Origin of the sequence: Paenirhizobium selenitireducens ATCC BAA-1503 (genome assembly GCF_900492185.1) — a bacterium.
Classification (GTDB): Bacteria; Pseudomonadota; Alphaproteobacteria; order Rhizobiales; family Rhizobiaceae; genus Allorhizobium; species Allorhizobium selenitireducens_A.
This window is the reverse complement of record NZ_UEYP01000001.1, coordinates 568,441-594,606: the sequence shown is the minus strand read 5'-3', so window position 1 is coordinate 594,606 and position 26,166 is coordinate 568,441. Positions and strand designations below refer to the sequence as shown.

Genomic DNA, 26,166 nt, shown 5'->3' with positions numbered 1-26,166 from the left:
CAAATGTGCGGTGAAATATGGTTTTTCAAGGGAAGGCCGGATTACAAATTCGTAACGTTTCCGTGTTTGCGGCCGGGTTGCCGCGCCAAGTTTATATGGACGCCTCGAACGCCCCGCGCTATCCATGCCGACATGAAAAAAGGCGATCATCTCTTCCTCGTCGACGGCTCGGGTTTCATCTTCCGCGCCTTCCACGCCCTTCCTCCGCTGACCCGGAAGTCCGACGGGCTGCCGGTCGGTGCCGTCTCGGGTTTCTGCAATATGCTGTGGAAGCTGCTGACGGACGCGCGTGACACGAATGTCGGGGTGACGCCGACCCATTTCGCCGTCATCTTCGACTATTCGTCCAAGACCTTCCGCAAGGAACTCTATCCGCAGTACAAGGCCAACCGGTCTGCCCCGCCGGAAGAGCTGGTCCCGCAGTTCGGCCTGATCCGCCAGGCGACCCGCGCCTTCAACCTGCCCTGCATCGAGACCGAGGGTTTCGAGGCCGATGACCTGATCGCCACCTATGCCCGCCAGGCCGAGGCGATCGGCGCCGACGTCACCATCATCTCCTCCGACAAGGACCTGATGCAGCTCGTGACCCCGATGGTCCACATGTATGACAGCATGAAGGACAAGCAGATCGGCATTCCTGACGTCATCGAGAAATGGGGTGTTCCGCCGGAAAAGATGATCGACCTGCAATCGTTGACCGGCGATTCGACCGACAATGTGCCCGGCGTTCCCGGTATTGGCCCGAAGACGGCGGCCCAGCTGCTGGAGGAGTTCGGCGACCTCGACACGCTGCTGGCCCGTGCAAGCGAGATCAAGCAGGTCAAGCGGCGGGAAAACATCGTCGCCAATGCCGATCTCGTGCGTCTGTCGCGCCAGCTGGTGACGCTGAAAACCGATGTGCCGCTCGAAATGCCGCTTGACGCTCTGGTGCTGGAAAAGCAGGACGGACCGAGACTGATTGGTTTCCTGAAGACAATGGAATTCACCACGTTGACGCGTCGCGTCGCCGAGGCTTGCGGTTGCGATGCTTCCGCCATCGAGCCGGCTCCGGTCACGGTCGAATGGGGGCCAGCCGCCCACGGACCGGACCTCGACGCAGCAGTACCGGCCAATGGCGGGGCCTCCGCTCCGTCCGCCGCACCGGTTGAGGCTGGCAAGGCAGCCCAGCTTTCCTCACCCGCGACCGGCGATCCGACGCCGGCGGATCTGGCCGCCGCGCGCGCTGCCGCATTCCATGGCGCCAAGATCGACACAACCGGTTACCAGACGATCCGTGAACTCGACACGCTGAATGCCTGGATCGATGCGGCGCGCGAAACCGGCCTCGTCGCCTTCGATACCGAGACGACTTCCATCGATCCCATGCTGGCCGAGCTGGTCGGCTTCTCGCTGGCCATTGCCGACAACGGGCAGCAGCCCGGCTCGACCGACATTCGCGCCGCCTATGTGCCGCTTGGCCACAAGACCGGCCGCGACGACCTGTTCAGCGACGGCCTGAAGCTGGCCGAGGGCCAGATCCCGATGGCGGCGGCGCTGGATGCACTGAAAGGCCTGCTCGAAGACCCGTCGATCCTCAAGGTCGCCCAGAACCTCAAATACGACTACCTGCTGATGAAACGCTACGGCATCGTCATCAAGGGCTTCGACGACACCATGCTGATGTCCTATGTGCTGGATGCCGGCAAGGGCAATCACGGCATGGATGGCCTATCTGAGAAATGGCTCGGCCACACACCGATCGCCTACAAGGATGTCGCCGGCACCGGCAAGTCGTCGGTCACCTTCGATCATGTCGATATCGACAAGGCGACCGCCTATGCCGCGGAAGATGCGGACGTGACGCTGCGCCTGTGGATGGTGTTGAAACCCCGTCTCGCGGCCGACAAGCTGACGCGCATCTACGAGCGGCTGGAGCGCCCGCTGATCCCGGTTCTCGCCGACATGGAAGAGCGGGGCATCTCGATCGACCGGCAGATCCTGTCGCGCCTGTCCGGCGAACTCGGCCAGAAGGCCGCCGCCTTCGAGGACGAGATCTATGAACTCGCCGGCGAGCGCTTCAACATCGGTTCGCCCAAGCAGTTGGGAGACATCCTGTTCGGCCGCATGGGCCTTCCCGGCGGCTCGAAGACGAAGACCGGCCAATGGTCGACCTCGGCCCAGGTGCTGGAAGACCTCGCCGCCGAAGGTGCGCCCCTGCCGCGCAAGATCGTCGACTGGCGCCAGCTGACCAAGCTTAAATCGACCTATACGGACGCCCTTCCGGGCTTCGTCCACCCCCAGACGAAGCGCGTTCACACCTGCTATTCGCTCGCTTCAACCACGACCGGCCGCCTGTCCTCTTCCGAACCAAACCTGCAGAATATCCCGGTGCGCACCGCCGAGGGCCGCAAGATCCGCACCGCCTTCGTCTCGACCCCGGGGCACAAGCTGCTGTCGGCCGATTACAGCCAGATCGAACTGCGCGTCCTTGCCCATGTGGCCGAGATCCCGCAGCTGCGCCAGGCCTTCGCCGACGGCATCGACATCCATGCGATGACGGCGTCTGAAATGTTCGGCGTTCCGGTCGAGGGCATGCCGTCGGAAGTCCGCCGCCGCGCCAAAGCGATCAATTTCGGCATCATTTACGGCATTTCCGCCTTCGGGCTGGCCAACCAGCTCGGCATCGAGCGGTCGGAGGCCGGCGACTACATCAAGAAATATTTCGAGCGCTTTCCCGGCATCAAGGACTACATGGAAAGCACCAAGGCCTTTGCCCGCGAAAACGGCTATGTCGAAACCATCTTCGGTCGGCGCGCCCACTATCCGGAAATCAGGTCGTCCAACCCGTCGATGCGCGCCTTCAACGAGCGCGCAGCGATCAACGCCCCGATCCAGGGCTCGGCGGCCGACATCATCCGCCGCGCCATGATCAAGGTCGAGCCGGCGCTCGAGACGGCCGGCCTCAAGGAACGGGCGCGCATGCTCTTACAGGTGCATGACGAACTGATCTTCGAGGTCGAAGACGAGGCGGTCGAGGCCGCCATGCCGATCATCGTTACGACGATGGAGCATGCCGCCATGCCGGCCGTTTCCATGCGCGTGCCGCTCAAGGTCGATGCCCGTGCCGCCCATAATTGGGACGAGGCGCACTGACGGTTCAGATCAGCGCTGTCCGCGCCGCCACATGGTTGCGGATCGTCTGTTTCATCAAGGCAAGCGCAGCACTTGGCTCGACGGCCGCCGGCGTCGTCAGTCCGACCGCACCCCGCGTCTCGCCCATGTCGATCTCCAGCTCGGCCAGCCGGCCGCTCTGCAATTCGTCGGCCACCACCCCGCGCGAGATGAACCAGATGGCGTTGTGGCGCGTGACGAAGGCGCGGCCGAAGGAATCGGACACGGTTTCCACCGTGTTCGGCAGGTCCGGAATGCCGTTGGTCAACAGCAGCCGATCGACAAAGGGCCGGATGACCGAGTTCTTCGTCGGCATCAGTACCGTGTAGTTCGCCAGCGCCCCGAGCGTGAAGTTGCGTCGGGCGAGCAGCGGGTGGTTCGGTGAAACGATGATCGCCACCTCCTCGCTGTAGAGAGGCTCGAAGGTAAGGCCTGTCATGTACTCCGGCGCCGCCAGTCGCCCGACCACCAGATCGAGTTCCCCCAGTCTCAGCGAATTGAGCAGGACGCGGTTTTCTCCCGAGACGATGGTGACCTGGCTGCCCGTTCCGATCGCCAGGAATTCGGCCACCGCATCGGGCATGATGGTCGCTGACGCAGTGGGCAATGTACCGATGCGGACGGGCGGACCTTCCGATTTGAGCGCCTGCGCAAGCGAGTCCATTCCGCGCTGCACGGCGGCGAGGCTTTCTCCGGCATGTTTCAGAAATACTTCGCCGAAATGCGAGACGCGGATGCCCCGCCCGTCCTTCTCCAGCAGGGACACGCCAAGGATGTCCTCGATCTCGCGCATCGTCCGGGTCACCGCCGGCTGGGTGATCGCCAGTGCATCTGCGGCCTTGCCCACGCTCCTCTGGCGTGCGACCTCAAGGAACGTCTGTAGGTGTCTGAACTTGATCCTCTGATCCATCATTCATACCAGTTTGATTATGGATTGGGGAGGAAATATCATTTTACCCACCAAAATGCATCGAATATCGTTTCACCCAGTGAGGAGAATCCCATGGCCTTCGCCACTATCAACGGCATCACAGTTCACTACGAGCTTCTCGGCGAGCCCGACGCGAAGAATCTCGTCGTCTTCTCGAACTCGCTCGGCACGGATTTCCGCATCTGGCTGCCGCTGTTCGACGAAATCAGCGAGGATATATCCGTGCTGCTCTACGACAGCCGCGGCCATGGCCTGACCGGCGGCGCCGACAACCCCTTCGGCATGGGCGACCTGGTTGATGACCTGATTGCGCTGGTCGAGCATGTCGGCATCAAGCGGGCGGTGTTCTGCGGCCTGTCGGTCGGCGGACTCATCTGCCAGGGGGTATGGCAGAAAAGGCCGGACCTGGTGAAGAAGCTCATGCTGTGCGACACGGCGGCGAAGATCGGTACCGCAGACATCTGGAACGGGCGCATCGACGCGATTGCCAAGGATGGGCTGGAAAGCATAGCCGACAATGTGATGCAGCGCTGGTTCACTCCGGACTTCCACAGCGAGCGTGCGGAAGAGCTCGCCGGCTATCGGCTGATGCTGACCCGCCAGCCCGCGGACGGCTATTCCGCCACCTGTGCGGCGATCCGCGACACCGATTTCACCGATGCGCTCGCGACGATCTCCGTCCCCGTCCTCTGCGTGGTGGGCGATCAGGACGGCTCCACCCCGCCGGAACTGGTCGAGGCGATGGCTGGCGCAATCCCGAACGCCCGGTTCGAGATCATCGAGAGCTGCGGCCATATTCCCTGCGTCGAGCAGCCGGAGGAACTGGCCGAACTGCTGCAATCGTTTCTCAAGAAGGCATGAAGGACTGACATGAGCGAAGCCCCGGAAAAGTCTCCCCGCTACCATCAGGGTATGGCGACCCGCCGCAGCGTGCTCGGCGACAGCTATGTGGATCAGGCGCAGAAGTCGAAGACCGCCTTCGACGAGCCGTTCCAGGACCTGATCACGGAGGCTGCCTGGGGCCATGTCTGGTCACGGCCGACCTGGACCAAGCGCGAGCGCTCGATGGTGACCATCGCGCTGCTCGCCGCCCTTGGCCACCACGACGAGGTGGCCATGCATGTGCGGGCGACGAAGAACACGGGTGCGACGCCCGACGACATCATGGAAGCGCTCCTTCATGTGGCGATCTATGCCGGGGTGCCGGCCGCGAACCATGCGATCAAGATTGCCAGGAATGCGCTCCAGCAGATGGAAGCCGACAGTGAAAGGGAGGAAGGACGATGAACAATATGAAGCCCGAGACGGGGGCATTTTTCCCCCGGGACCGCGAGATGCACCCGCCAGCCTACACGCCCTGGTACAAGACAAGCGTGCTGCGCTCTCCGCAGCGTGCGCTGCTGTCGCTCGAAGGAACGAAGAGCGAGATCACCGGTCCGGTCTTCGGCCACAATATGCTCAACGAGTTCGACAATGACCTGATCGCCAACTACGCCAAGCCCGGCGAAAGCCCAATCGGCCAGCGTATCCTGGTGCATGGCCGCGTCGTGGATGAGCGCGGGCGCGGTGTCGCCGGCGCGCTGGTCGAGTTCTGGCAGGCCAATGCCGGCGGTCGCTACCGGCACAAGAAGGATACCTATCTTGCGCCGCTCGATCCCAATTTCGGTGGCGTCGGCCGCACCATCGCCGACGAGGATGGTTATTACTGGTTCAAGACGATCAAGCCCGGCCCCTATCCCTGGCCGAACGGCGTGAACGACTGGCGCCCGGCGCATATCCACTTCTCGATCTTCGGCCACGGCTTTGCCCAGCGGCTGATCACCCAGATGTATTTCGAAGGCGATCCGCTGATCTGGATCTGCCCCATCGTCAAGACGATCCCGGACAAGGAGGCGATCGAGCGGCTGATCGCCCCGCTCGACATGAACGCCACCATGCCGCACGACATGCGCGCCTACAAGTTCGACATCGTGCTGCGCGGCCGTCGCTCGACGCTGTTCGAAAATCGCAAGGAGGGCAACTGACATGGTGCAATCACTCGGCTACCTCAAGGAATCGGCCTCCCAGACCGCAGGTCCCTACGTCCATATCGGCTGCACGCCCAGCTTCACCGGCATCGAGGGCGTTTATGAGAAGGATCTCGGTTCCGGCCCGCTCTACGACGACAAGACCCGTGGCGAGCGCATCACCATTCGCGGTCGCGTCATCGATGGCTCGGGCACGCCGCTCAAGGACGCAATGGTCGAGATATGGCAGGCCGATGCCGACGGTTTCTACAACAGCCCGTCGGAGACGCGCGGCAAGGCCGATCCGCATTTCCTCGGCTGGGGTCGCTGCCCGGCGCACATGGACACCGGCGAATTCGTATTCCAGACGATCAAGCCCGGCCGCGTGCCGTTCAACGACGGTCGGCTGATGGCGCCGCACATCACGATGTGGATCGTGGCGCGCGGTATCAATATCGGTCTGCACACCCGCATGTACTTCTCCGACGAGTCGGAGGCGAATGCCGCCGATCCGGTGCTTGCGCGCATCGAGCACAAGGTGCGCGTTCCGACCCTGATTGCCAGCCGCGAAGGCGACACCTACACGTTCGACATCCACCTGCAGGGTGAGAACGAAACGGTGTTCTTCGACATCTGACCCCTACGCTCAGACGCGGGCGGCGAGCCTCTCCCAGACTTTGGGAGGGGCGCGCCGTCTTTTATCGGCTGCGTGCCTTGATCGTTGTTAATTGTTGACGATCGGCGCGTGTTTCGGTGAGGGTGCAGCCTTCGAATTGGAGTGCGTTTGACTTATGGCGTTGACGATGTTGCCTTATCATAACTGCCTGCTCGGCGATGCCGAAGTATCAGCCATGCTGGGGGAGGCGGCGGATCTTGCCGCCATGCTTCGCTTCGAGGTGGCGCTTGCGCGCGCCGAAGCCGCCAGCGGACTGGTGGGCGCCGTGCCCGCAGCCGTGATCGCCGACAGGCTGGAGCATTTCCGGCCGGATATGATCCGCCTGACCCAGGCGACGCTGAGGGACGGTGTCCCGGTGCCGGACCTTGTCACGCAGATGCGCGAGGCGATCGGCGGTGAAGCCGCATCGGCCCTGCATTTCGGCGCAACCACACAGGATGTGGTCGACACGGCCCTGGCCCTCAAGCTCAAGCCCGTTTTCACGCTGCTTGAGCAGCGGTTCGAGGCTGTCGACCGAATTCTCGCCGACCTGATCGACCGGTTCGGAGACCGGCCGCTGATGGCCCGCTCCCGCATGCAGGCTGCAATCCTCATCGATGTCGGCGATCGTCTCTCCGTCTGGCGCAAGGCGTTGGCGCAGCTTGCGGCGGCGCTTCCCGCCGTGGCCGACCGGCTGCTGATCCTGTCGCTCGCCGGGGCGGCCGGCACGGCGGAAAAATTTGGTGACAAGATCGATCCGGTAAGGCTTGCCATGGCGCAGGAACTGGGCCTGTCGGTGCCGGAATACGTGCCCCATACCGATCGGGACCGCATCGCCGATCTCGCCTCATTCCTGTCAAGGGTCACGGGCGCGCTCGGCAAGGTCGGCCTCGACATCGCGTTGATGGCGCAGAACGGCATCGACCAGATCGAGATCGCCGGCGCGGGCGGTTCCTCGGCCATGCCGCACAAGCGCAACCCCATCCTTGCCGAAGTGCTGCTAACTCTTGCCCGCTACAATGCCACGCAACTTGCGGGCATTCATCAGGCATTGGTGCATGAACAGGAACGCTCCGGCAGCGCCTGGACGCTGGAATGGCTGATCTTGCCGCAGATGATCGAGGCGACCGCGGCGGCACTCGCGCATGCCGCGTCTCTGCTCGGCTCGGTCGAACGTCTCGGCGATCCCGACTGATTGTCGAGGTCAGCCCCTGGCGCGGCCCGCCAGCACCGCCTCGAGCGTCGAGATCAGCTTCGCCCCCGCATCTGCGAGTGCGCCGCTGTTGTCGATGGTGACGACGTCGTAATCGCCATCGACGGTGAGCGACCCACGCTTCAGCCGCTCGAGGATTTCTTCCCGGCTTTCACGGCCGCGCGCAACCAGCCGCTCCGCGAGCACCTCCGGAGAGGCCGTGACATTGATGACCAGAAGAGACTGAAACGCCTTGGCCCAGTGCGGCAGCGCCGAACGCGACCCGTTGGCGACCACCAGATGGCCGAGCGCCAGCTTTTCATGCACCGAGGCCGGAATGCCGTAGCTGAGGCCATGGGCGTCCCAGTCCACCGCGAAAGCGCCTTGCTCCCGCATCGCCTCGAACTCGGCCGGCGAAGCGCCACGATGCTGTTCTCCGCCGGAATCTGCGGGCCGGGTGATCACCCGCTGAACGAAATGCACGTCCGGCCGGCTGGCGAAATGTTGCATCGCCAGGTGAATGAGGCTGTCCTTGCCGGCGCCGCTCGGCCCGACGATGGCGACCATCGTGCCCGTCGAACCCTGCTTTCGCAATCTGCCGGTCTGGAAGTCCATCAAGCGACCCTGCGCCCCTCGCGCCACACCGAGCGCACCACGGGTACACCATTGTCGCGGCGCACCCGAACCAGGTCGGCACGCAGACCTGGCGCGATCCGGCCGCGATCGTCAAGCCCGACAGTGCGCGCCGGCGTCGAGGTGACCATGGCCAGCGCCTGCGGCAGGCTGATTTCGTCGAAATCATCCGCCAGTACGAAGGGCGCGTGCAACAGGCTGAGCGGCACGTAGTCGGACGAAAGGACGTCAAGGACGCCACGACCGGCGAGATCGCGCGCGGCAATATTGCCGGAATGGGATTTGCCGCGCACCACGTTGGGTGCACCCATCAGCACGCTCATACCGGCCATATGAGAGGCATCGGCGGCTTCGACGCTGGTCGGGAATTCGGCGAGCCGCACCCCGTAGCCCTTGGCTTCCTCGACATGGTCGAGCGTCGCATCGTCATGGCTGGCGACCGTGATGCCGCGCGCCGCGCAGACCCGTGCCAGCGCATCGCGGTGGGGGGCTGCGTATCTCGCCGAGGATTCCTGCCGGCGGGTAACGAAATGGGCAAACGCCTCTTCCGACAGGCCGCGCTTGGTCTTGTAGTAGAGCGTGTACTGTTCCATCGTCTGGAACTGCCGTTGTCCCGGCGCATGGTCCATCAGCGAGACCAGCCGCACGTAGGGGTCCGTCTCGAAATCGGAAAAATGATCGAGCACGTCGGCGGCGGATACTTCGCAACGCAAGTGGATCAGATGCTCGGCGCGCAACCGGTCGGCGCGCTCTGCCGCCTGGATGGCATCCGCCATCTCTCGCATCTCGCCTTTCGCGAAGCCGCCGTCCTCGTCGGAGCCCATGCGCAGGCAGTCGAACACGGTGGTAATGCCGGCGGTTGCGACCTGGGCGTCATGCGCCTGGATCGCCGAGGTCTTGTCCCAGCGCACGCCCGGGCGCGGCGAGTAGTGCGATTCGAGATGGTCGGTGTGCAGCTCGACGAGGCCGGCGATCAGATAGTCTCCGGCGAAATCCTCGCCGGCGCGCATCGGGCCTTCCGAAATGTCGGCGATGCGGCCGTCGCGGATCTGGACGGAGCCTTCGATGACTTGGTCGTCAAGGACGATGCGGGCATTGGAAAGAATGGTCTCGGCGGACATGCGATCGACTTTCGATGGTTCAGGCGCCGGTGAGCGGCTGCCAGGTGTGGACAGTGAAGGGTGCGCCCCGTTCCGGTTCGACGAAGAGCGCGAGGCCGGAAATTCGGAGCGGTTTGTTGGTGAAGGAGGCGAAGCGCGAAGATGCGAGTTCGCGCATGGCATCCGCCTGCTCAGGTTCAACCGGGCCGGTCAGCGTCATGTGGAAGCGGAATTCCTCCATGACGTAGGGGTAGCCCCAGCGTAGCAGATACGCGCGCTGCGTCTCGCTCAGGCGCTCGGGCTTGCGCCGGGCGATATCGGTGTCGGTGAGGGCTGCGCGAAACGGCTCGAAAGCCTCCACCACGGCGGCGGCAAATTCCTGCAGCGGCGGGTGCGTCGCGGCGGGGATCAGCGCGAAGAACGGGCCGAGTTGCCCGACCACGATGGACGGAATGTCGAAGGCCGGCTGCGCGGCGCAAAACGCCTCGAACTGCGCAATCAATTCCTCTTCGGTCCGGTCCGGGGCCAGTTCGAACGGCGCCTTGAGCGTGGCGTGAAATCCGTATCGCCGCGGTTCGGCGGTGAGGCCGGCCATGGTTTCGACCACAAACGCATCCGCCGCCTCTACGGCGATGTCTTCGCCGGAGAAGGCGTCCCGGCCGAGCCAGGCGGCCGCGGTCCGGGTCAGGCTATCGTCGGCGGGGGGCGTGAAATAGAGCGCATAGCGCAAGGGTGGGTCCTCGTAAGATGAAGTCGCCGCCACAATGACGTGTCATCGCGGCGAGGGACAAGTCGGTTTCGCTAGCCGATCACCGTGACAGATTGATGATACGGCCAACGACGGCGGTCGAGATTCAATGCTTCGTCCCCATCAAGCGTGAGCGCAATGCATTTGAAATACCGTCGAACACGAAGACGACGATCAGGATCAGCAAGACCATGTAGGCGACGTTTTCCCAATCGGAATTGGTCCGCATGGCTTCCCACAACTTGAGGCCGATGCCGCCGGCGCCGACGGCGCCGATGATGGTGGCCGAGCGGGTGTTCGATTCCCAGAAATACAGTGCCTGCGATGCAAAGAGCGGCAAGACCTGGGGAAGCACGCCGAAGCGTTGCACGGCGAGCGGTGCTGCGCCGACCGATTTCACCCCTTCACGCTGCTTGTCGTCGATGTTCTCCAGCGCCTCGGCATAGAGTTTTCCGAGCGTGCCGGTGTCGGTGAAGAAGATCGCCGACATGCCGGCGAGCGGTCCGGGACCGAAGGCGCGGGTGAAGAACAGCGCCCAGATCAGCATGTCGACCGAGCGCTGGAAGTCGAAGAAGCGCTTGATGATCTGGTTGGCCAGCCGGTTGCGGAAGATGTTTCGTGCCGCAAGAAAGGACAGGGGAAAGGCGACGATCATGGCGAACAGCGTGCCGATGAAGGCCATCACGATGGTTTGCAGCAGCTTTGTCCAGACGTCGAGATGCTGCCAGGACGGATTGTAGAGAATGTCGTTCCACGCCAGCGACAGATTGCTGCGCGCCGGATCGAGACGCTCGCCGGCAAAGATCAGCCCGGCCACTTCGCCCGCACCCTTGCCAAAGAAGGCGGAGTTGGTATCGAAGAAGAAATTCTCCCAGCCGAAAAAGCGCTTGCGGATCTTCACCTTGTCGGCCTGCACCTCGACCCATCCGGACAGGCCGAAACTGGCGACCACCTTGGCGCCGGGCTGGCGCTGTTCGGCCCAGTCGGGAAGCGCTGCCGTGGCGTCGACGGTATCGCGGGCGCCATCGAGATCGAGCATGACGGTCTCGCCGTCGCGTGAAAGGATCACGCGGTCCGGCATGATTTCGACCGTGCGGGCCGTGCCCATCTCCACCAGCGCCTGGGTGACGATTTCCTCCTGCCGGATTTGCGGAGCGATCGCGTCCTGTGCGTCCGCCTTGGCTGTGGTCGCCGCCGGCGCCATGAAGCTGAAACTCGAGGATTTTGCCGGTGCCGCGGCTGCGGCGCTGGGAGCCGCAGGTGTAGTCGCAGTACGGCTCACCGTTTCCCGCGTCGCCTTCAGCCAATCCGGATTGGCATTGGGGCCGAGCGGGTCGAAGCGGGGATAGGTGATTTCCATGGCGCCGTCGGCAGCGATCGAGATGTCCGGACGCACCTCGTAGGACACCCAGTCGGCGAGGTAGGAGCCGGCGATCGACCAGTTGGCGTTTGTAACAACCTTGCCGATCGAAAAGAACCACCAGGCGAAGACGAAATAGAGAAGAATGCCACCGGCGATGAAGCCGACCTTGAAGCGCTGCCAGACGGAGCGCTGCAGGATGCCGAGGTGACGGGCGGCGATCGCCTCCAGTTCGCTCATGTTCATGGTTTGCATGGACGTGGTCCTCACTGGATGCTCTGGAAGGCCTGTTCGCCGACAAGCTTGCGGCGCAGCCAGGCGGAAAACTGGTCGACGGCGATGATGGTGCAGAGAAGCAACAACACGATCGCCAGCGTCTTGGCCTCATGGCCCTGGCCGATCGACAGCCGCAGCAGTTCGCCGATGCCGCCGCCGCCGACCGCGCCGATGATCGTCGAGGCGCGCACGTTGATCTCGAGCCGCAGCAGGAAATAGCTCATGAAATTCGGCATGACCTGCGGCACCATGCCGAACCAGACCCGCTCGATCCAGTTGGCGCCGACCGCCTTCAGACCCTCATCCGGCTTCATGTCGGCATTCTCGATGACCTCGAAGAACATCTTGCCGAGCGCGCCGATCGTGTGGATCGACACGGCGATGATCGCCGGGATGGGCCCGAGCGAAAAGATGGCGAGGAAGAAGCCGGCGATGACCACCTCGGGGAAGGCGCGCAGCAGCTCCATGATGCGCCGCGCAGCGCCGCGGACCCAAGGGTTGGTCATCATGTTGCGGGCGGCGAGAAACGACAGGCAGAAGCCGATCAAGAGGCCGATCAGGGTGGACAGGATGGCGATGTTCACCGTCTCGACCATCTTGTGGATGTATTCCGGAATGTAGAGCGTCTCGGTGAAAAACAGACGGCCCTCCGGATAATTGTATTTCATGCTGCCGTCGTCATACGGCGAGGGCAGGTCGAAAAGGGCGCGGACGACTTCCATGCCGTCGCGCGGCACGAGATCTTCGATGAAGTCGAAAAAATGCGGGATGCGGTCGAAGAACTTGCCGGAATTGGTGTCGTTGGCGAACCACAGCGAGCCGCCGACGGCCAGGAGAAGGAAGGCGATGCTAAGGAGCGAATAGAGGCGGCGCTTCGCCGCAAGTTCCTGCCAGTGGCGCTCCATCCGGGCGCCATTCTCGCCCAGAGAAGGCGTCGTCGAAAACGTCATGCTATTTCCCTTCCGGCAGAACAGGCGGTTCGCTGCCTCAAAAAAACCGCCGGACGAGAGCTCGTCCGGCGGCCTTGTTGATGCGTTTCGATCAGCCGCCGATGGTGGCCTTGCGGGCGTCGATGATCGGCTTGTAGAAATCGACGTTGACTTCGGTGAAGCCGGTGAAGTCACCGCCCTGGATGGCCGAGAAGCAGGCCGGATCGGACTTCGGCAGTTCCATCATGAAGGTCTTGAACTTGGTCTTCATGTCTTCGTTCATCGAAGCGCGGACGACGACCGGGCCGTTCGGGATCAGCGGGGACTTCCAGAGCTCGACGAGGTCGTCCATGTTCAGGATACCCTTGTCGACCATCTTCTTCAGGTTGCCCGAGGTGTAGCCGTCCTTGAATTCGCCGACGCCAGAACCCCAGGTCGTACCGGCAACGAAGGTGCCCTTGAGCACTTCGAGGACGAGGTTTTCATGGCCGCCGCCGAAGCCGGTCTCGCCGAAGAATTCCTTGATCGGGGCGCCGACGGCCTCCGGAAGGGTGACCAGCGGTACGAGATAGCCGGAGGTGGAATCCGGGTCGGCGAAGCCGAGCTTCTTGCCCTTCATGTCTTCGAGCTTGGTGATGCCCGAATCCTTGCGGGCGACCATGATCGAGTGATAGCCGGTCGAGCCGTCGGTCTGGACCGTGGTCAGGATCGGTTCGACCGCGTCGGCCTTGGTCAGATAGACCTTGGCGAAGCCCGAGGCGCCGAGTTCGGCGTAGTCGAGCGTGCCGCCGAGCAGGCCCTGGATGACGCCGTCATAGTCGGCAGCGGGGAACAGCGAGACCTTCTCGACGCCGAGAACGGCGGGAAGCTTTTCGGTCATGCACTGGAAGTTGCGCAGGCGGTCGGCTTCGTTTTCACCGCCCAGAATGCCGATGCGGAATTCCTTGAGGTCTTCTGCAGCGGCAACGCCGGCGAGCGACACGAGCGCCACGGCGGCAAGAAGGGTCTTCTTCAGCATGAGTTTCTCTCCTGTTGTCCGGCCGGGCCGGAACCTTTTCTGATCAATGAAATGCCCTTCACGCGGGCGGTCGATCGTCGTGATTTCAGGCTTCGGCGACGGCCAGGGTCCTGAAACCGGGGGATGCGGGGACGCCGACTGCGGCCGCGGCGCCGGGGATGCGGATGCTCGTCGAGGTCATTGTCTCGTCGATGCCGGCGCCATGGCTGTCGGCACCATAGATTTCCTGGACCGTTTCGGCGGTCAGCTTGTCCGGGGTGCCGTCGAACACCACCCGGCCCTGCGCCATGCCGATGATGCGGGAGCAGTAGTTGCGCGCCGTGTCGAGCGTGTGCAGGTTGGTGACGACGGTGATGCCCTCGCGCTCGTTGATGTCGCGCAGCGCATCCATGACGATCTTGGCATTGAGCGGATCGAGCGAGGCGATTGGCTCGTCGGCCAGCACGACCTTGGGACCCTGCATCAGGGCACGGGCGATGGCCACGCGCTGCTGCTGGCCGCCGGACAACGTACCGGCCGGCTGCAGGGCCGTCTGCTCGATGCCGAGGCGCTCGAGCGCAGCGATTGCCATGATCCGCTCCTCGCGCGAGAAGACGTTGAGAATGCTGAGCGCCGTCGGGCGATGGTTGAGCCGGCCGAGCAGCACATTGGTCAGGACGTCGAGGCGCGGCACCAGATTGAACTGCTGGAAGATCATCGCGCAGTCACGCTGCCAGTTGCGCAGGCCGGCACCCTTGAGTGCGGAGACCTCGACGTCGCCGAAATGGATAGAGCCGGACGATGGATCGACCAGACGGTTGATCATCCGCAGCAGGGTGGACTTGCCGGCTCCCGAGCGGCCGATGACGCCAACCATCTCACCCTTATCGATCTCGACATTCACGCCATCGACGGCGAGATGCTGGCCGAACTTGCGGGTGACATTCTTCAGCTGGAATTTCATGTCGGCTCTTTCGACGTCCTGTTCAACGGGTCGCACTGGCTTTAGACAGGGTGCGTGAAGCGCGAATGTCAGATTTGTGTAGATTTTATTAAATCCACCAAGTCTGTGAAATATATGAATTAACCGGCGTATCTTGCGACGAAGTCCTCGGCGCTGAGGGCACGGAAATCGCCAAGCGCGGCAAACAGCCGGTCGTGGTCCCAGTTCCACCAGGCGAGGGCCTCCATTCTCTCCGCTGTCACGGCCGCAAAGCGTTCGCGGATCAGCCGAGCCGGCACCCCGCCGACGATTGTGTAAGGGGCGACATCCTTCGAGACGACGGCCCCGGCGCCGATCACCGCGCCATTGCCGACGGTCACACCTGGAAGTACGGTGGCGCCATGGCCGATCCACACGTCATGGCCGATGGTGACCTTGTTGTCCCGCCGCCACTCGAAAAAGTCGTGATCGTTTTCGGCGCCCTCGAAATAGTCCGCGGCACGATAGGTGAAGTGATGCAGGGTCGCGCGCCAGGTCGGGTGATTGGTGGCGTTGATGCGCACGGAGGCCGCGATATTGGCGAACTTTCCGATCTCGGCGCACCACGCCGCGCCATCCTGCATGATGTAGGAATAGTCGCCCATCACCACCTCATCGAGGCGGCAGCGCTCGGAAACCTCGGTATAGTGGCCGAGCGTCGAGTTCGTCACGCGGGCACTGTCATGGATCAGGGGCTCGAGCCCGAGTTTCCGGCTCATGCGGCAACCTTCCGCGGCGAAAACTGTGAGACGTCGAGAATGCGGTCGGCCACCGCCTCACGCACTTCCTCGTCGTGGAAGATACCGAGCAGGGCGACGCCTGCGGCCTTCTTGGCGCGGATCATCTCGACCACCACGGCGCGGTTGGCGGCATCGAGCGAGGCTGTCGGCTCGTCGAGCAGGAGAATGCGATGATCGGTGATGAAGCCGCGGGCGATGTTGACGCGCTGTTGCTCGCCGCCGGAGAAGGTGGCAGGGGGCAGCTGCCAGAGATCGCGCGGCAGGTTGAGCTTTTCCAAGAGTTCCGCGGCGCGTTGGCGCGCCTCTTCGGTGGCGACCCCTCGAGCGACCAGCGGCTCGGCGACGACGTCGATGGTGGCGACGCGCGGCACGGTGCGCAGGAACTGGCTGACATAGCCGAGCGTGGCGCGCCGGACTTCCAGCACGGAGCGTGGATCGGCATTGGCGATGTCGATGATGCGGTCCTTGTGCTCGATCAGGATTTGGCCGGCATCCACGGCATAATTGCCATAGAGCATCTTGAGGATCGAGCTCTTGCCGATGCCCGACGGGCCGCCGAGCACGACGCATTCGCCTGAAGCGACCGAGAAGGAGACATTGGCGACGACGGGCAGGCGCAGGCCGTCGCGCAGGTGCATGGTGAAGCTCTTGGAGACTTCCGAGACGACGAGGGGCGTGGCCATGGGGATTTCCTCTTTAAGGCTTCAGACTTGCAGGATCGAAGAGACGAGCAGCTGGGTATAGGGCTCGCGCGGGTCGTCGAGGACGCGGTCGGTCAGTCCCTGTTCGATCACATGGCCGTCCTTCATCACCATCATCCGGTGCGACAGCAGGCGGGCGACGGCAAGGTCGTGCGTGACGACGATCGCCGAAAGCCCGAGGTCGTTGACGAGGCCGCGCACCAGGTCGAGCAGGCGCGCCTGCACCGAGACGTCGAGCCCGCCGGTCGGTTCGTCCATGAAGACGAGGCGCGGGCCGGTCACCAGATTGCGGGCGATCTGCAGGCGCTGGCGCATGCCGCCGGAAAAGGCGCGTGGCTGGTCGTCGATGCGGTCCGTGCTGATTTCCACCCGCTCCAGCCAGTCGCTGGCCGTGCGGCGGATATTGCCGTAGTGCCGGTCGCCGATGGCCATCAGCCGCTCGCCGACATTGGCACCGGCCGACACCGTCATGCGCAGCCCGTCGGCCGGGTTCTGGTGGACGAAGCCCCAGTCGGTGCGCATCAGGAACCGCCGCTCGGCCTCGCTCATGTGGTAGAGGTCGCGGTAGCCGCCGTCGCGCATATGGTATTCGACGCTGCCGGTGGTCGGCATCAGCCGGGTGGACAGGCAGTTGAGCAGCGTTGTCTTGCCGGAGCCGGATTCGCCGACGATCGCCAGTACCTCGCCGGGCCAGAGCTCGAAGGCGACATTGGCGCAGCCGATGCGTTTGCCGTAGAATTTTGAAAGGTCGCGGACCTTGAGAAGCGGCATGTCGCTCATTCTGCGGCCTCCTTCGCCACGCCCAGATGGCCCACATGGCCATGCTCGCGGCGTTCCTCGCAATGATCGGTGTCGGAGCAGACGAACATGCGTCCGCCCTTGTCGTCGAGAATGACCTCGTCGAGATAAACCTGCTCGGCGCCGCACAGCGCGCAGGGCTTGTCGAAGGTCTGGATCTCGAAGGGATGGTCCTCGAAATCGAGGCTGACGACTTCGGTGAAGGGCGGAACCGCATAGATGCGCTTTTCGCGGCCCGCGCCGAACAGCTGCAGCGCCTGCGACATGTGCATCTTCGGATTGTCGAACTTCGGCGTCGGCGAGGGGTCCATGACGTAGCGCCCGGCGACCTTGACCGGATAGGCATAGGTCGTGGCGATCCGGCCATTCTTGGCGATGTCCTCGTAGAGCTTCACGTGCATCAGGCCGTATTCCTCGAGCGCGTGCATCTTGCGCGTCTCGGTCTCGCGCGGCTCGAGGAAGCGCAAGGGCTCCGGGATCGGCACCTGGTAGACCAGCACCTGGTTTTCCTGGAGCTTTTCCTCCGGAATGCGGTGGCGCGTCTGGATGATCGTCGCGTCCCGGGTGTGGGTGGTTACCGCGACGTTGGCGACCTTCTGGAAGAAGGCGCGGATGGAGACGGCATTGGTCGTGTCGTCGGCCCCCTGGTCGATCACCTTCAACACGTCTTCCTGGCCAATGATCGAGGCGGTCACCTGCACGCCGCCCGTGCCCCAGCCGTAGGGCATGGGCATTTCACGGGATGCGAAGGGCACCTGGTAACCGGGTATGGCAATCGCTTTCAGGATCGCCCGGCGGATCATCCGCTTGGTCTGTTCGTCCAGATAGGCAAAATTATAACTCGCCAGTCCGGAATAGTGTGAAACTTCCTGCGTCATCGGGCGTTGTCCTGCATCAAAAGGAGGTGCTGGATATGGAAATCAATGTCATTCTCACGATCATCATCTCGGTCATGATCGCCACGACCGTCGGCAGTGCTTACTGGTTCAACGAACAGGGCCGTGATTGAGGAAGCCGTGACTGAGTTCGACCCGGTCATTCGGCGGCCTCGGCCAGTCCGGCCCTCTGCTCTCGCCGCGTGGCCTCGAACTCGGTGCGCATACGCCGCACCAGGTCCAATTCGGCCTGGAAGTCGACATAGTGCGGCAGTTTCAGGTGCTCGACGAAACCGGTCGCCTGCACATTGTCGGAATGTGAAATCACGAATTCCTCGTCCTGCGCCGGGGCGACGATATCCTCGCCGAATTCCGTGGCACGCAGCGCCCGGTCGACGAGCGACATGGCCATCGCCTTGCGCTCGCTCTGGCCGAACACCAGGCCATAGCCGCGGGTGAACTGCGGCGGTGCCTTGGCCGATCCCTTGAACTGGTTGACCATCTGGCATTCCGTGACACGGATGTCGCCGAGCGAGACGACAAAGCGCAATTCCGCAACCTCGAGTTCGACTTCGACCTCGCCGATGCGGATCTCTCCCACGAACGGATGCGTGCGGCCGTAGCCGCGCTGGGTCGAATAGGCCAGCGCCAGAAGAAAACCTTCATCGCCGCGGGCGAGCGCCTGAAGCCGGGTATCCCGCTCCATGGGGAATTCGATCGGTTCCCGGGTAATGTCGCCGCCGCTCTGGTCCGCCGGCAGATCGCCGTCGGCTTCGATCAGACCTTCCTGAGCCAGGATATCCGAGACCCGCATGACCGCCTCGGTAAGCGGCGCCTTGTGCACGGGAGAAGGCACTTCGTCGTCTTCGAGCAGCGAGGTGTCGAGCAGGCGGTGGGTGTAGTCGAAGGTCGGTCCCAGAAGCTGACCGCCCGGCAGGTCCTTGTAGGTGGCCGAAACCCGCCGCTCGACCTGCATGCGCCCTGTGTCGACCGGCACCGAATAGCCGAAGCGCGGCAGGGTCGTGCGATAGGCGCGCAAGAGGAAGATCGCCTCGATCAAATCGCCGCGGGCCTGCTTGACGGCGAGAGCCGCCAGCGCCCGGTCGTGCAGCGAGGCTTCCGCCATGACGCGGTCGACCGCGAGGCCGAGCTGCTCGACAATCTGGTCGATGGTCAGCGCCGGAAGCGAACGGTCGCCGCGCCGCCGGTCGGCCAGAAGCCGATGGGCATTGTCGATGGCGGCTTCCCCGCCCTTGACGGCAACATACATGGGCTCAGGCCTCCTTGCTCGTGATCTTGCAGGTGCGCGGCAGGCCGAGCATCTGGCGCCCGGCGGTCAGCAAGACGTCGACGCCGCGCGGAAAAAGCGCCCGGTTGTCGGCCCATTGCCGCAGGAAGATGTCGGGAAGGCCGAGCGGCGCGATGGTTGCGCTGTCGCGAATGCCCGGGCCGGACAGCGTCAGCGCCGGCCCTTTGTCGAGGCTCGCCACTTCCAGGATGATCGTCGTCGACCGGTCGGGATATTCCTGGGACCCGAGGGCGAAAAGCCCGAAGGAGGCGAAGGAAGCGCCGCTCTCGGCGAAGGCGAAGCGCGCCTCCGATTTTTCGCGGGTGATTGGCGCGCCGGTGTGAAACGCGATCCAGTCCGCCACCGCCGACTTGGCAAGGCCTTGGGTCAGCCAGACGGGCGTATCGTGATCGAGAAGCGTCAAAGCCATGGCGCCGGCGGCGGCTCCCATCGGCTTCGGCGGTTCGATTTCAGGAAGGATGGACTGGATGGTTCCCGGCCGCGAAAGGCATTCCATCATCATGCGAAACACGCTCTGGGCGTGGTGAACCGGCTCGGAGAACCCGCCGGTCAGGGCCTCGATCGTCGTCGGCATCAGTCCTCTCCCCGCACCATGGTGAAGAAGTCGACGCGCGTTGCGGCCACTTCTTCCGACTTTTTCCGTTTTTCTTCGGCAATCCGGGTGGCGGTCGGGCCAAGCAGTTGCGTCTCGACCAGCTCGCGATGCGCCTCGTCCTGCCACAGCGCGTCGAAGATGGCTGCGAGCTTCGCACGCTTCAGATTGGCGCCGAGCACATGGCCGTGTCCGACCAGGCCACTGTCCAACCTGACGGTCGCCCGGCTGACCGTGGCTTCGCCAAGGTTGAAGGGCGCGCCGCCGCCACCGATCCGGCCACGCACCATGACAAGCCCGATTTCCGGTCCGCGCAGCATCTTCACATCCGGTCGTGTGGGCATGGCATCCCAGATGCGGCTCAGCTCGTCGGGCGCCGCGCGGGCCAGAAGGTCCACGACGCGCTTGCGTTCTGCGGCCGGCGGTCCCGAATTTTCCTGTCTTGCTTCCATTGTCAGGCCTCTAAATGTCTAGTAATATAGACAACCATACAAGTTACTCTATGGCTAGCAATCGGGCGTGACAAGCGTGTGACATGATTGAGCAAAAATCGATGGAACGACAAAAGGGGGTGGCGCTGTGGCGCCAGATCGCCGACAGAATCCGTGCCTCCATTGCGCAAGGGGACTTTGACGCGACGGGTATGGTTCCGCCCGAAACACAGCTCGCCGAGCAGTTCGGGGTCAATCGTCACACGGTGCGAAGCGCGCTCGCGGCGCTCGGCCAGGAAGGGATCGTACGCGCCGTGCAGGGGCGTGGCACGATGATCGACCGGAAGGACAAGTTCACCTTCCCTATCGCCAAGCGCACACGCTTCACCGAAGGCATCGGCGATCAGGCGAGGGGGCTGGAAGGGCTGCTGCTATCGTCGGCCCACGAGCCGGCCGATGCCGAGGTGGCAAAATGGCTGAAGCTTGCCATCGGCACTCCGGTGATCCGCCTCGAAGCGCTGCGCAAGGCCGACGGCCGTGCGCTATCGCGCTCGACCACCTGGTTTCCCGCCGGGCGGTTCGACGGCATCGACGCGGCTTTCCGCCGGACGGGCTCGATCACCATGGCGCTGCTGGAGCAGGGCGTGAGCGATTATCTGCGGGATGTGACGCAGGTTTCCGCAACCCATGCCGAACCGGACGATGTCGCGCAATTGGCACTGACCCCGGGGGCCATCGTCCTGGTAACCCGGGCGCTCAACACCGATCTCGACGGTATTCCTATACAATACGCGGTCACCCGGTTTCCCGCTGACCGCGTCGAGTTCACCATCATGAATTGACGATGAAAGGGCGCTCAGTGGGCGCAGGACATGTCGCCCAGCACTTCCTTCGACGCCACGGTCGAGTCGGCCTTCAGCTTGTAGACCATCGGCACGCCGGTTGCGAGGTTGAGCTTGAGGATCTCCTGCTTCGACAGGCGGTCGAGCACCATGACAAGCGCACGCAGCGAATTGCCGTGGGCGGCGACCAGCACGGTCTCGCCTCTGAGCACGCGCGGCAGGATCTCCGTCATGTAATAGGGCCAGACGCGGGCGCCGGTGTCGCGCAGGCTCTCGCCGCCCGGCGGCGGAACGTCGTAGGAGCGGCGCCAGATGTGCACCTGTTCCTCGCCCCATTTGGCGCGCGCGTCGTCCTTGTTGAGGCCCGACAGATCGCCGTAGTCGCGCTCGTTGAGCGCTTCGTCGCGGATCGTCTCGAGGTTCGGCTGGCCGACATTGTCGAGCACGATCTGGCAGGTCTTCTGGGCGCGCGACAGCGCCGAGGTGAAGGCGATGTCGAACTTGATGCCGTAATCGGCAAGTGCCTTGCCGCCCGCATTGGCCTCCTCGACGCCGAGCTCGGTCAGGCCTGGGTCCTTCCAGCCGGTGAACAGGTTCTTCAGGTTCCATTCGCTCTGGCCGTGGCGCACGAGCACGAGGGTACCACTCATCGGAAATTCCTCCGCATTGCTTTTCAGATGGATGAAGACAGCCCGAGCACGTCGAGCATCGAATAAAGACCGGGTTTCTGGCCTCGCGCCCAAAGGGCCGCCCTGACGGCCCCGCGCGCGAAGATGGAGCGGTCGCCGGCGCTGTGGCTCAGCGTCACCAACTCGCCCTCGCCGGCGAGGATGACGGAATGCTCGCCGACCACCGAGCCGCCGCGTAAGGTGGCAAAGCCGATCGAGCCCGTTTCGCGCGCTCCGGTGTGGCCGTCGCGCACCCGCACCGAATGGGAGGTGAGATCCACACCGCGGCCGCGCGCGGCGGCCTCGCCAAGCAGCAATGCGGTGCCCGACGGCGCGTCGACCTTGTGCTTGTGGTGCATTTCCAGCACCTCGATGTCCCAGCCCGCCGCGTCGAGCGCGCGCGCCGCCTGCTGCACGAGAACCGAGAGCAGGTTGACGCCGAGGCTCATATTGCCGGACTTGACGATCCGCGCGTGGCGGGAAGCCGCCTCGATCCGGGCGTCGTGCTCGGCCAGGCACCCGGTGGTGCCGATCACATGAACGATGCGCGCCTGCGCGGCCAGCGCGGCGAATTCGGTGGAGGCCTGCGGCGAGGTGAAGTCGATGACGCCGTCGGCGTCGAGAAAGGCGGCGAGCGGATCGTCGGTCACGGCAACGTCGATGTGTCCGAGCCCGGCAAGTTCGCCGGCATCGCGCCCGATCAGGCTGGAGCCGCCTCGCTCGACGGCGGCATGCAGCGTCACACCCTCGCTCGCCTGGATCACGCGGATCAGCGTCTGGCCCATCCGCCCACCGGCACCCACCACGACGAGTTTCATAGCATCCTGCATGGTGATCGGTTGTCCCTAGATGAAGTCCTGCGAGGCGGCGGTCGGCTGCAACTGGTTCAGGCGAGCGTAGAGCCCGTCCGGACGCTGTGCAAGATCGTCGTGGCTGCCTTCCTCGGCGATCGTGCCGCCTTGCATGACGATGATCTTGTCGGCGCGGCGAATGGTCGACAACCGGTGGGCGATGACGACCACGGTGCGCCCGGTCATCGCCTCGTCGAGCGCCTTTTGCACGGCGGCCTCGGATTCGGTGTCGAGCGCCGAGGTCGCCTCGTCGAGCAGAAGGATCGGCGCGTTGCGCACCAGGGCGCGGGCGATCGACAGTCGCTGGCGCTGGCCGCCGGACAGCGTCACGCCGTTCTCGCCGACCGGTGTATCGTAGCCGAGCGGCTGAGCGACGATGAAATCATGGGCATGGGCAAGCCTAGCCGCCTCTTCGATCTCGGCATGGGTGGCGTCCGGACGGCCATAGCGGATGTTGTCGCGGATCGTCCCCTCGAAGAGATAGGGCTGCTGCGAGACATAGGCGAGATGCTTGCGCAAGGAGGTCTTGGTGACGTCGGCGATGTTCTGGCCATCGATCAGGATCTCGCCCTCGAGCGGATCGTAGAACCGCGGAATGAGCGTGATCACCGTCGACTTGCCGGCACCCGAAGGGCCGACCAGCGCGGTCGTCTTGCCGCCTTCCGCGATGAAATCTATGCCCTTGAGCACCGCCTCGTTTTCGCCATAGGCGAACTTCACCCCGCGAAACTCGATGCGTGCTTCCGTCACCTTGAGATCGGCCGCTCCGTCCTTGTCGCGCTGGTGGGTCTGCATGTCGAGGATCTCGTAGATCATCCGTGCATTGACCACGGCGCGTTCCATCTGCACCTGCAGCTTGGCCAGCCGCTTGGCCGGCTCGTAGGCGAGAAGCAGCGCCGTAACGAAGGAGAAGAAGGCGCCGGGCAGGACCCCGCCATAGATCGATCGGAAGGCCGCATAGGCCAGCACGCTGGAAATGGCCACTCCGGCAAAGGTCTCGGTGATCGGCGAGGTGCGCTCGCTCAGCCGGGCGATCCGATTGGCGCGCTTTTCCGCAGCCGAGATCGTGCCCTCGACCTTGCGCTCGAGCTCGGCCTCCATGGTGAAGGCCTTGACGATGGCGATCCCCTGGATGGTCTCCTGGATCGCTCCCAGCACGTGGCTGTTGTAGATCACCGATTCCTTGGTGGCGCTGCGCAGCCGCTTGGAGATGTAGCGCATCGCCAGGAGCATGGGCGGGGCGACCACGAAGACGATCAGCGACAGGATAGGATCCTTGAACACCATGACGCCCACCAGGGCGACGAGTGTCAGCAGGTCGCGCGCCATCGAGGTCACGGTGAGGTTTAGGACATCGCGAATGCCGTTGATGTTCTGGCTGATCTGCGCGGCCAGGCGCGCCGAGCGCGACTCGGTGAAATAGCCGAGCGACAGGGTCATCAGGTGGGAATAGAGCCGGCGCTGATAGCGCGCGACGATGTTGTTGCCGATTTTCGACAGCGTGACGGCCTGGCCGTAACTGGCGAAGCCGCGCAGGACGAAGGCGGCCAGGATCGAGCCGCAGATCAGCCAGACGACGTCGGCACGCTGGTTGGCGAAGGCCTCGTTGACCACCGCTTCCATGATCCAGGCGGTAAAGGCCGTCGTCAGGGCGACGGCCATCAGGCAGAGAATGGCAAATACATAGCCGCGCACATGATCGCGGCCGTTTTCCGCGATGATGCGCTTGAGCACAGCGGTGACGCTTGCCGTGCTGATCGCTGTCTGGTTTGTCCTGCTGGCGTTCAAATGAGGGCGTTCCCGTTCGAAAGGGGCCGCGGCATGCGCCATCGGCCCGCGCTGGGCGCTCTATAGCCAGTCGAATGCCGTTTGGCCAGTGTCAATCGGCCGCGCCGCGGCGCCGGTCAGCGGCGCCAGCGACGGCCTTCGGTGGCGAGCCCGAAACTGGCAGGCGTTCGCGCATAGGCCGCAAGGCCTGAAAGAGCGGCGAGCGGATGGGTGACGACAAAGGTAGGGATCGTCTTCATCAGAGCCGTGTGCGGCGCCTTGTCCTCGAAGGCCTGACGGAATTCCGGCCGCTGGAGAGCCGGGATGATCTTCTGCGAAATCCCGCCCGAGAGGAAGACCCCGCCGCGCGCCATGAAGATAAGCGCCAGATCGCCGGCGAGCCGGCCGAGATAGGTGACGAACAGGCTGATGGTTTCCGCGGCCTGGGCGTCCGCTGCCGAAAGGCCGGTGGCGGTGATATCGGCGGGGATCGTGAACTTTGGCTCCACGCCGTCGGCAAGGCAGACCGCCGTATAGATGTTGACGATGCCTCGGCCGCATAGCAATTGCTCGGCCGAGATTCTGCCCTCGATCGGTGTCAGGTGCGGGAAGATGGCGAAGTCGCGCTCGCTGCGCGGGCCGATATCGACATGGCCGCCTTCGCCGGGCACGGGAAACCAGGTGTGCTGCGCATGGACGAGGCCGGCCACGCCGAGCCCGGTTCCGGGGCCGAGCACGACACGCGATGCGACCGGGCTGTGATTGTTGTTGCCGATCGGCGCGCGATCCTCGTCGGAAAGCGATGCGACGGCGAGCGCCTGGGCTTCGAAATCATTGACCACCATCACCTCGGCAAATCCGAGATCGGCGATCATTGCCCTTGGCCTCACCACCCAGTCGCAATTGGTCAGCGGAATTTCATCGCCCTCGATCGGCCCTGCTATGGCCAGCAGCGCCGAGCGCGGCTGAACCGAGGTCTTGTCGAGCACGGTGATCTGGATCGCCTCGTCGAGCGTGGAAAAATCGGCGGTATGGACGCTTGGAAACTGTTTCGGCTCCGCATAGGCGTCGATCAGGATGGAAAAGCGGGCGTTCGTACCGCCGATGTCGCCGATCAGGATGGGAAAGGTCAGCTTGTCATTGTCGAGGGGCTTGGGCATGTCCGGTTCCATTTCGGGCCGCGGCGGTGGGGCTGGTCGCTTAAGGGGTATGGGTGGTCATCAGGATTTCGGCGGTGGCGCGGTTGAGCGCCATCGGAATGTCGTAGACGGTCGCCAGCCGCATCAAGGCTTTTACATCGACATCATGAGGCATGGATGTCAAAGGATCGACGAAGAAAATCAGCATGTCGACCTCGCCGGTGGCGATCATCGCGCCGATCTGCTGATCGCCGCCGAGCGGCCCGCTTTTCAGCCGGGTGACGTCGAGGTTCGGGCAGGTCGCCTGGATGCGACCGCCGGTCGTGCCCGTAGCGACGATCCGCCATTGCGCCAGGACCGACTGGTGACGGTTGGCGAAATCCGCCATGTCGTCCTTCTTCTGGTCATGCGCAATCAGGGCGATGCATCGGGTCATGGTCGTTCCCGGTCGGATTTAAATCGATTTGATCGCCTTCTAACCCAGGACGCCCGGC

27 protein-coding genes are annotated in these 26,166 nt (G+C 63.8%); 7 read left to right on the top strand and 20 right to left on the bottom strand.

Going from position 1 to position 26,166, the window contains the following annotated elements:
• Positions 1-132 precede the first annotated feature (132 nt).
• Positions 133-3,132, top strand: coding sequence for a DNA polymerase I (polA, locus tag RHIZ70P_RS02880; protein WP_115668853.1), 3,000 nt, complete (start codon positions 133-135; stop codon positions 3,130-3,132).
• Between the two features lie 4 nt (positions 3,133-3,136).
• Here polA and pcaQ read toward each other — a convergent pair whose 3' ends face one another.
• Positions 3,137-4,063 carry a pca operon transcription factor PcaQ gene (gene pcaQ / locus RHIZ70P_RS02875; protein ID WP_115668852.1) on the bottom strand — a complete coding sequence of 309 codons (927 nt, stop codon included), beginning with the start codon at positions 4,061-4,063 and terminating at the stop codon, positions 3,137-3,139.
• 90 nt (positions 4,064-4,153) lie between these two features.
• Here pcaQ and pcaD point away from each other — a divergent pair, with 90 nt between their 5' ends.
• The 5 genes from pcaD to RHIZ70P_RS02850 all read left to right on the top strand — a co-directional run bounded on the left by pcaD (position 4,154) and on the right by RHIZ70P_RS02850 (position 7,937).
• Positions 4,154-4,942 carry a 3-oxoadipate enol-lactonase gene (gene pcaD / locus RHIZ70P_RS02870; RefSeq protein WP_115668851.1) on the top strand — a complete coding sequence of 263 codons (789 nt, stop codon included), beginning with the start codon at positions 4,154-4,156 and terminating at the stop codon, positions 4,940-4,942.
• A gap of 9 nt (positions 4,943-4,951) precedes the next feature.
• The gene (gene pcaC / locus RHIZ70P_RS02865) at positions 4,952-5,368 is read left to right on the top strand and encodes a 4-carboxymuconolactone decarboxylase (protein WP_115668850.1); all 417 of its coding nucleotides are present in this window, start codon (positions 4,952-4,954) and stop codon (positions 5,366-5,368) included.
• Positions 5,365-6,105: a protocatechuate 3,4-dioxygenase subunit beta gene (gene pcaH / locus RHIZ70P_RS02860; protein WP_115668849.1), complete on the top strand. Its 741-nt coding sequence runs from the start codon at positions 5,365-5,367 to the stop codon at positions 6,103-6,105. Before pcaC ends, pcaH begins: the two co-directional genes overlap by 4 nt.
• A gap of 1 nt (position 6,106) precedes the next feature.
• Positions 6,107-6,724 (top strand): protocatechuate 3,4-dioxygenase subunit alpha, encoded by a 618-nt coding sequence (pcaG, locus tag RHIZ70P_RS02855; protein WP_115668848.1) that lies wholly within the window; start codon positions 6,107-6,109, stop codon positions 6,722-6,724.
• A 154-nt stretch (positions 6,725-6,878) separates the two neighbouring features.
• On the top strand, positions 6,879-7,937 hold the full coding sequence (locus tag RHIZ70P_RS02850; RefSeq protein ID WP_115668847.1) for a 3-carboxy-cis,cis-muconate cycloisomerase: 1,059 nt from the start codon (positions 6,879-6,881) through the stop codon (positions 7,935-7,937).
• A gap of 9 nt (positions 7,938-7,946) precedes the next feature.
• Here RHIZ70P_RS02850 and phnN read toward each other — a convergent pair whose 3' ends face one another.
• The 14 genes from phnN to phnG form a co-directional block, all read right to left on the bottom strand.
• Positions 7,947-8,549 (bottom strand): phosphonate metabolism protein/1,5-bisphosphokinase (PRPP-forming) PhnN, encoded by a 603-nt coding sequence (gene phnN / locus RHIZ70P_RS02845; protein ID WP_235842115.1) that lies wholly within the window; start codon positions 8,547-8,549, stop codon positions 7,947-7,949.
• Positions 8,549-9,688 carry an alpha-D-ribose 1-methylphosphonate 5-triphosphate diphosphatase gene (locus RHIZ70P_RS02840; RefSeq protein ID WP_115668846.1) on the bottom strand — a complete coding sequence of 380 codons (1,140 nt, stop codon included), beginning with the start codon at positions 9,686-9,688 and terminating at the stop codon, positions 8,549-8,551. The genes phnN and RHIZ70P_RS02840 overlap by 1 nt, the downstream gene beginning before the upstream one ends.
• A gap of 19 nt (positions 9,689-9,707) precedes the next feature.
• Positions 9,708-10,397 carry a DUF1045 domain-containing protein gene (locus RHIZ70P_RS02835; RefSeq protein WP_115668845.1) on the bottom strand — a complete coding sequence of 230 codons (690 nt, stop codon included), beginning with the start codon at positions 10,395-10,397 and terminating at the stop codon, positions 9,708-9,710.
• 124 nt (positions 10,398-10,521) lie between these two features.
• Positions 10,522-12,030, bottom strand: a complete 1,509-nt coding sequence (gene phnE / locus RHIZ70P_RS02830) for a phosphonate ABC transporter, permease protein PhnE (protein WP_115668844.1) — start codon at positions 12,028-12,030, stop codon at positions 10,522-10,524.
• 11 nt (positions 12,031-12,041) lie between these two features.
• Entirely contained in the window at positions 12,042-13,001 is a 960-nt protein-coding gene (phnE, locus tag RHIZ70P_RS02825) for a phosphonate ABC transporter, permease protein PhnE (RefSeq protein ID WP_115668843.1), read from the bottom strand.
• Positions 13,002-13,092: 91 nt separating this feature from the next.
• Entirely contained in the window at positions 13,093-13,998 is a 906-nt protein-coding gene (phnD, locus tag RHIZ70P_RS02820; protein ID WP_115668842.1) for a phosphonate ABC transporter substrate-binding protein, read from the bottom strand.
• A gap of 85 nt (positions 13,999-14,083) precedes the next feature.
• Entirely contained in the window at positions 14,084-14,941 is an 858-nt protein-coding gene (gene phnC, locus RHIZ70P_RS02815; protein ID WP_115668841.1) for a phosphonate ABC transporter ATP-binding protein, read from the bottom strand.
• Between the two features lie 119 nt (positions 14,942-15,060).
• Positions 15,061-15,678: a DapH/DapD/GlmU-related protein gene (locus RHIZ70P_RS02810; RefSeq protein ID WP_115668840.1), complete on the bottom strand. Its 618-nt coding sequence runs from the start codon at positions 15,676-15,678 to the stop codon at positions 15,061-15,063.
• Entirely contained in the window at positions 15,675-16,382 is a 708-nt protein-coding gene (gene phnL, locus RHIZ70P_RS02805; protein WP_115668839.1) for a phosphonate C-P lyase system protein PhnL, read from the bottom strand. The genes RHIZ70P_RS02810 and phnL overlap by 4 nt, the downstream gene beginning before the upstream one ends.
• A 21-nt stretch (positions 16,383-16,403) precedes the next feature.
• Positions 16,404-17,180 carry a phosphonate C-P lyase system protein PhnK gene (gene phnK / locus RHIZ70P_RS02800; protein ID WP_115668838.1) on the bottom strand — a complete coding sequence of 259 codons (777 nt, stop codon included), beginning with the start codon at positions 17,178-17,180 and terminating at the stop codon, positions 16,404-16,406.
• Entirely contained in the window at positions 17,177-18,076 is a 900-nt protein-coding gene (locus RHIZ70P_RS02795; RefSeq protein WP_115668837.1) for an alpha-D-ribose 1-methylphosphonate 5-phosphate C-P-lyase PhnJ, read from the bottom strand. Before RHIZ70P_RS02795 ends, phnK begins: the two co-directional genes overlap by 4 nt.
• 157 nt (positions 18,077-18,233) lie before the next feature.
• Complete coding sequence (locus RHIZ70P_RS02790) at positions 18,234-19,343, bottom strand: carbon-phosphorus lyase complex subunit PhnI (RefSeq protein ID WP_115668836.1); 1,110 nt, start codon at positions 19,341-19,343, stop codon at positions 18,234-18,236.
• Positions 19,344-19,347: 4 nt separating this feature from the next.
• Positions 19,348-19,956: a phosphonate C-P lyase system protein PhnH gene (gene phnH, locus RHIZ70P_RS02785; RefSeq protein ID WP_115668835.1), complete on the bottom strand. Its 609-nt coding sequence runs from the start codon at positions 19,954-19,956 to the stop codon at positions 19,348-19,350.
• Positions 19,956-20,426: a phosphonate C-P lyase system protein PhnG gene (gene phnG / locus RHIZ70P_RS02780; protein WP_115668834.1), complete on the bottom strand. Its 471-nt coding sequence runs from the start codon at positions 20,424-20,426 to the stop codon at positions 19,956-19,958. Before phnG ends, phnH begins: the two co-directional genes overlap by 1 nt.
• Before the next feature lie 101 nt (positions 20,427-20,527).
• Here phnG and phnF point away from each other — a divergent pair, with 101 nt between their 5' ends.
• Positions 20,528-21,247: a phosphonate metabolism transcriptional regulator PhnF gene (gene phnF / locus RHIZ70P_RS02775; protein ID WP_419178259.1), complete on the top strand. Its 720-nt coding sequence runs from the start codon at positions 20,528-20,530 to the stop codon at positions 21,245-21,247.
• Between the two features lie 14 nt (positions 21,248-21,261).
• On the opposite strand, the gene RHIZ70P_RS02770 is transcribed toward phnF, so the two are convergent.
• From RHIZ70P_RS02770 to RHIZ70P_RS02750, 5 genes are all read right to left on the bottom strand, one after another.
• On the bottom strand, positions 21,262-21,897 hold the full coding sequence (locus tag RHIZ70P_RS02770) for a 2,3-bisphosphoglycerate-dependent phosphoglycerate mutase (protein WP_115668832.1): 636 nt from the start codon (positions 21,895-21,897) through the stop codon (positions 21,262-21,264).
• A gap of 23 nt (positions 21,898-21,920) precedes the next feature.
• Positions 21,921-22,745: a 4-hydroxy-tetrahydrodipicolinate reductase gene (gene dapB / locus RHIZ70P_RS02765; protein WP_115668831.1), complete on the bottom strand. Its 825-nt coding sequence runs from the start codon at positions 22,743-22,745 to the stop codon at positions 21,921-21,923.
• Between the two features lie 15 nt (positions 22,746-22,760).
• A complete protein-coding gene (locus RHIZ70P_RS02760) occupies positions 22,761-24,596 on the bottom strand; it encodes an ABC transporter ATP-binding protein (protein WP_181903924.1) in 1,836 nt (611 codons plus the stop codon).
• A 74-nt stretch (positions 24,597-24,670) separates the two neighbouring features.
• Positions 24,671-25,693, bottom strand: a complete 1,023-nt coding sequence (locus RHIZ70P_RS02755; protein ID WP_115669049.1) for a glucokinase — start codon at positions 25,691-25,693, stop codon at positions 24,671-24,673.
• 40 nt (positions 25,694-25,733) lie between these two features.
• A complete protein-coding gene (locus RHIZ70P_RS02750; RefSeq protein WP_115668830.1) occupies positions 25,734-26,108 on the bottom strand; it encodes a methylglyoxal synthase in 375 nt (124 codons plus the stop codon).
• Between the last annotated feature and the right edge of the window lie 58 nt (positions 26,109-26,166).

Coding starts and splice junctions, on each gene's coding strand:
- RHIZ70P_RS02840 (WP_115668846.1), bottom strand. CDS start 9,688: ATGTCCGCCGAGACCATTCTTTCCAATGCCCGCATCGTCCTTGACGAC.
- pcaQ (WP_115668852.1), bottom strand. CDS start 4,063: ATGATGGATCAGAGGATCAAGTTCAGACACCTACAGACGTTCCTTGAG.
- RHIZ70P_RS02850 (WP_115668847.1), top strand. CDS start 6,879: ATGGCGTTGACGATGTTGCCTTATCATAACTGCCTGCTCGGCGATGCC.
- phnE (WP_115668844.1), bottom strand. CDS start 12,030: ATGCAAACCATGAACATGAGCGAACTGGAGGCGATCGCCGCCCGTCAC.
- polA (WP_115668853.1), top strand. CDS start 133: ATGAAAAAAGGCGATCATCTCTTCCTCGTCGACGGCTCGGGTTTCATC.
- RHIZ70P_RS02795 (WP_115668837.1), bottom strand. CDS start 18,076: ATGACGCAGGAAGTTTCACACTATTCCGGACTGGCGAGTTATAATTTT.
- dapB (WP_115668831.1), bottom strand. CDS start 22,745: ATGCAGGATGCTATGAAACTCGTCGTGGTGGGTGCCGGTGGGCGGATG.
- phnH (WP_115668835.1), bottom strand. CDS start 19,956: ATGCCGACGACGATCGAGGCCCTGACCGGCGGGTTCTCCGAGCCGGTT.
- RHIZ70P_RS02810 (WP_115668840.1), bottom strand. CDS start 15,678: ATGAGCCGGAAACTCGGGCTCGAGCCCCTGATCCATGACAGTGCCCGC.
- phnN (WP_235842115.1), bottom strand. CDS start 8,549: ATGGACTTCCAGACCGGCAGATTGCGAAAGCAGGGTTCGACGGGCACG.
- RHIZ70P_RS02750 (WP_115668830.1), bottom strand. CDS start 26,108: ATGACCCGATGCATCGCCCTGATTGCGCATGACCAGAAGAAGGACGAC.
- RHIZ70P_RS02770 (WP_115668832.1), bottom strand. CDS start 21,897: ATGAGTGGTACCCTCGTGCTCGTGCGCCACGGCCAGAGCGAATGGAAC.
- RHIZ70P_RS02760 (WP_181903924.1), bottom strand. CDS start 24,596: ATGGCGCATGCCGCGGCCCCTTTCGAACGGGAACGCCCTCATTTGAAC.
- pcaG (WP_115668848.1), top strand. CDS start 6,107: ATGGTGCAATCACTCGGCTACCTCAAGGAATCGGCCTCCCAGACCGCA.
- RHIZ70P_RS02755 (WP_115669049.1), bottom strand. CDS start 25,693: ATGCCCAAGCCCCTCGACAATGACAAGCTGACCTTTCCCATCCTGATC.
- pcaH (WP_115668849.1), top strand. CDS start 5,365: ATGAACAATATGAAGCCCGAGACGGGGGCATTTTTCCCCCGGGACCGC.
- phnD (WP_115668842.1), bottom strand. CDS start 13,998: ATGCTGAAGAAGACCCTTCTTGCCGCCGTGGCGCTCGTGTCGCTCGCC.
- RHIZ70P_RS02790 (WP_115668836.1), bottom strand. CDS start 19,343: ATGTATGTTGCCGTCAAGGGCGGGGAAGCCGCCATCGACAATGCCCAT.
- pcaC (WP_115668850.1), top strand. CDS start 4,952: ATGAGCGAAGCCCCGGAAAAGTCTCCCCGCTACCATCAGGGTATGGCG.
- phnK (WP_115668838.1), bottom strand. CDS start 17,180: ATGAGCGACATGCCGCTTCTCAAGGTCCGCGACCTTTCAAAATTCTAC.
- phnC (WP_115668841.1), bottom strand. CDS start 14,941: ATGAAATTCCAGCTGAAGAATGTCACCCGCAAGTTCGGCCAGCATCTC.
- phnE (WP_115668843.1), bottom strand. CDS start 13,001: ATGACGTTTTCGACGACGCCTTCTCTGGGCGAGAATGGCGCCCGGATG.
- phnL (WP_115668839.1), bottom strand. CDS start 16,382: ATGGCCACGCCCCTCGTCGTCTCGGAAGTCTCCAAGAGCTTCACCATG.
- phnG (WP_115668834.1), bottom strand. CDS start 20,426: ATGGAAGCAAGACAGGAAAATTCGGGACCGCCGGCCGCAGAACGCAAG.
- pcaD (WP_115668851.1), top strand. CDS start 4,154: ATGGCCTTCGCCACTATCAACGGCATCACAGTTCACTACGAGCTTCTC.
- phnF (WP_419178259.1), top strand. CDS start 20,528: ATGGAACGACAAAAGGGGGTGGCGCTGTGGCGCCAGATCGCCGACAGA.